Annotated in this window: 3 protein-coding genes and 1 pseudogene; 3 read left to right on the forward strand and 1 reads right to left on the reverse strand. The window is 66.3% G+C overall.

The window, feature by feature from the left end; translation table 11 throughout:
• Positions 1–13: 13 nt before the first annotated feature.
• Positions 14–145 carry a hypothetical protein gene (locus tag ACWNCF_RS02720; RefSeq protein WP_449405927.1) on the reverse strand — a complete coding sequence of 44 codons (132 nt, stop codon included), beginning with the start codon at positions 143–145 and terminating at the stop codon, positions 14–16.
• 20 nt (positions 146–165) lie between these two features.
• Between ACWNCF_RS02720 and ACWNCF_RS02725 the strand changes: the two genes are divergently transcribed.
• The 3 genes and pseudogenes from ACWNCF_RS02725 to ACWNCF_RS02735 all read left to right on the forward strand — a co-directional run bounded on the left by ACWNCF_RS02725 (position 166) and on the right by ACWNCF_RS02735 (position 2953).
• A complete protein-coding gene (locus tag ACWNCF_RS02725; RefSeq protein ID WP_449405928.1) occupies positions 166–429 on the forward strand; it encodes a hypothetical protein in 264 nt (87 codons plus the stop codon).
• A 1-nt stretch (position 430) separates the two neighbouring features.
• Positions 431–1987, forward strand: a pseudogene (locus tag ACWNCF_RS02730) (acetolactate synthase large subunit).
• A 24-nt stretch (positions 1988–2011) separates the two neighbouring features.
• Positions 2012–2953 carry a phosphate ABC transporter substrate-binding protein gene (locus ACWNCF_RS02735; protein ID WP_449405929.1) on the forward strand — a complete coding sequence of 314 codons (942 nt, stop codon included), beginning with the start codon at positions 2012–2014 and terminating at the stop codon, positions 2951–2953.
• Positions 2954–2966: the final 13 nt, after the last annotated feature.

Below are 2966 nucleotides of genomic sequence, written 5' to 3' on the forward strand. Positions count from 1 at the left end.
ACGTTCGCTAAGGTTAAAACGAAGGATTAGTTGGATGATCCAGCACCTCGCCAAGGCTGACGTCTGGCCGCTGGCGCCGCACGGCGAGATTGCTGGTCGGGCTGATGATCGAAAGCACCCAGGCGATCGAGAATCTGGACGACATGCTGTCAGAACGTCCCGGGCGTGGGCTTCTGCCTGATCGGCGAAGGCGATTTGTCGCAGGAACTGGGCCTGGCGCGCCAGTACGAGCACCCGGAAGTGCTGGACGGCGATGCAGCAAGATCGTCGACACCTGCCACAAGCACGAGCGTCATCGTCGGCAATCCGCACGTGACGGGCAAGAATTACGAGCGCCTGCTGCAGGAAGGCTACCAGCTTCCTGATGTCGGCGCCGTCAGCGCAGCTACGGCGTGGTCGGCCAGGCGCGCGAGACTGGCAGGGTATTGAGATGAACGGCGCGGAAAGCCTCGTCTCAGACGCTCGACCGACCAGGGCGTCGACATCTGCTTCGCCAATCCCGGCACGTCCGAGATGCATTTCCTGAAAGCGCTGGAGAACCCGAGAGATGCGCAGCGTGCTGTGCCTGTTCGAAGGCGTCTGCACGGGCGCCGCGGACGGCTACTATCGCATGAAGGGCACGCCGGCGTCCACGCTGCTGCACCTGGGACCCGGGCCTGGCGAACGGCCTGGCCAACATCCACAACGCCAAGCGCGCGTCGTCGGGCATGGTCAACATCGTGGGCGAGCATTCGCGCCGCGCACCTGAAATACGATCCACCGCTGACCTCCGACATCGAGGGGCTGGCGCGGCCGCTCTCGCACTGGGTGCGCAGGGTGGACTCGCCGCGCACGGTCGCCTGGGACGTGGCGACCGCTATCGCCAAGGCCGCGAGCGAACTGCCGGGACAAGATCGCCACGCTGATCCTGCCCGGCGACGCGTCGTGGCAGGACGCGGGAGAACCCGTCGCGGCCGCGCCGCACGCGGCGGCGCAGCCGAAGGCGCCGGACGTCAAGCGCGTCGAGCACATCGCGCGGGTGCTGCGCTCGGGCGAGCCGGCTCTCCTCATCCTGGCCGGCCACGCGACCCGCGGCCGCGCGCTCGCACTGGCGGGCAGAATCAAGGCCGCGACGGGGTGCCGACTCGCCACGCAGTTCTTCACGTCGCGCATCGAGCGCGGCGCGGGGCGCGTCACGCTGGAGCGGATCCCGTACGCGGTACCGCAGGCGCTCGAGTTCCTGAAAGGGTTCAAGCACATCGTCACGGTCGAGACGACCGAGCCGGTCGCGTTCTTCAGCTACCCGGACAAGCCGAGCCTGCTGAAAGCCGAGGGGACGAGCGTGCACACGCTGGCGGAACAGGATGAGGACAGCGCGGCCGCCTTCGAGATGCTGCTCGACGCGCTGGGCGCTACCGATGCGACGCCGGTCCTGCAGGCTCGCGCGGAAGCCATCGTGCCGACCGGCGCACTGAACCCGGCCAGCATCGCCGCCGCGCTGGCGGCCGCGCTGCCGGAACACTGCATCCTCGTCGACGAATCGCTGACGACGGGCCGCGAGACGATGGGCCTCACGGTGGGCGCGGCGCCGCATGACCTCATCAACAATATGGGGGGCTCGATCGGCTACGGCACGCCGGTCGCCACCGGCGCGGCCCTGGCCTGCCCGGACCGGCGCGTGTTCTGCATGGTCGGCGACGGCAGCGCCATGTACACGATCCAGTCGCTGTGGACGCAAGCGCGCGAAGGCCTGAACGTCACGACGATCATCTTCGCCAACAACAGCTACGCGATCCTCAAGGCCGAGTACGCGAACATGGGCGCCGGCGCCCCCGGCCCGCAGGCCATGGCGATGATCGACATCGACCGCCCGCGCATCGACTGGCTCGCGATGGCGAAGAGCATGGGCGTGCCGGCGGTGTCCGTCGACAGCGCCGACGCCTTCCACAAGGCGATGGTCGACTCGGCGCGCGCGCAGGGCCCGGCCCTGATCGAAGTGCGGCTCTGATTTAACAAGTTCAGGAGATATAGCATGACTACCAACGGAACTGGAACCGACTACACCGGCGTGCCGACGCTGAAGGTAAACCTCGCCGAATACGCGGTCACGAAGGCACTGCGCGATGGCCGTGTCAAATCCGATATCGTCAACCTTGATTTCTGCGGTCCCACCCCGGCGCACAACGGTTTCAAGGCGATGGTGCGCGAAAACGCGTTCGATGCCGGCGAACTGGCGATCGTCACATTCCTGCAGGCAAAGGCCTACAACAAGCCGTACGTGCTGCTACCGACGCCCATTTCGGGCCGCTTCCAGCATCACTGCGCGGGCTTCAATAGCGACTTCGGTCACCTGAACCCGAAAGACATCGAGGGCAAGAAGGTCGGCGTGCGCACGTACACGCAGACGACTGCCCTGTGGATCCGCGGCATCCTGCGCCACGAGTACGGCGTCGATCTCGACAAGGTGACGTGGATGACCCTGAACGACGGCCACCTGGCCGAGTACAGCGATCCGGCCAACTGCGAACGCCTGCCGAAAGGCTCGTCGATCCCGCAGATGATGCTGGACGGCGAACTGGCCGCGGCCCTGCTGGGCGAAGACATGCCGAAGGATCCGCGCGTGCGCACCCTCGTGCCGAATGCGCAGGAAGCCGCGAAGGACTGGTTCGCGCGCGAAGGCGTCGTCCCGATCAACCACATGTTCGTCGTGCACCAGGACCTGTCGAAGCAGCGTCCGGACATCGTGCGCGAGCTGCACCGCATGGTCGTCGGAAAGCCGCGAACTGACCGAGGGCGGCGTCCCCGAAGATCTTCCCGCCGATCGGCTACGAGGCGAACCGCAAGGGCATCGAGCTGGCGATCGACTGGGCGCTCGACCAGAAGATCATCCCGCGCCGCCTGTCGTACGAAGAACTGTTCGACGAGGTGCTGGATCATCCGAATGTCTCCGCTTCGGTCAGCAATACGTAACTGAACGAGTAGATGCA

Source organism: Massilia phosphatilytica, from assembly GCF_977014125.1.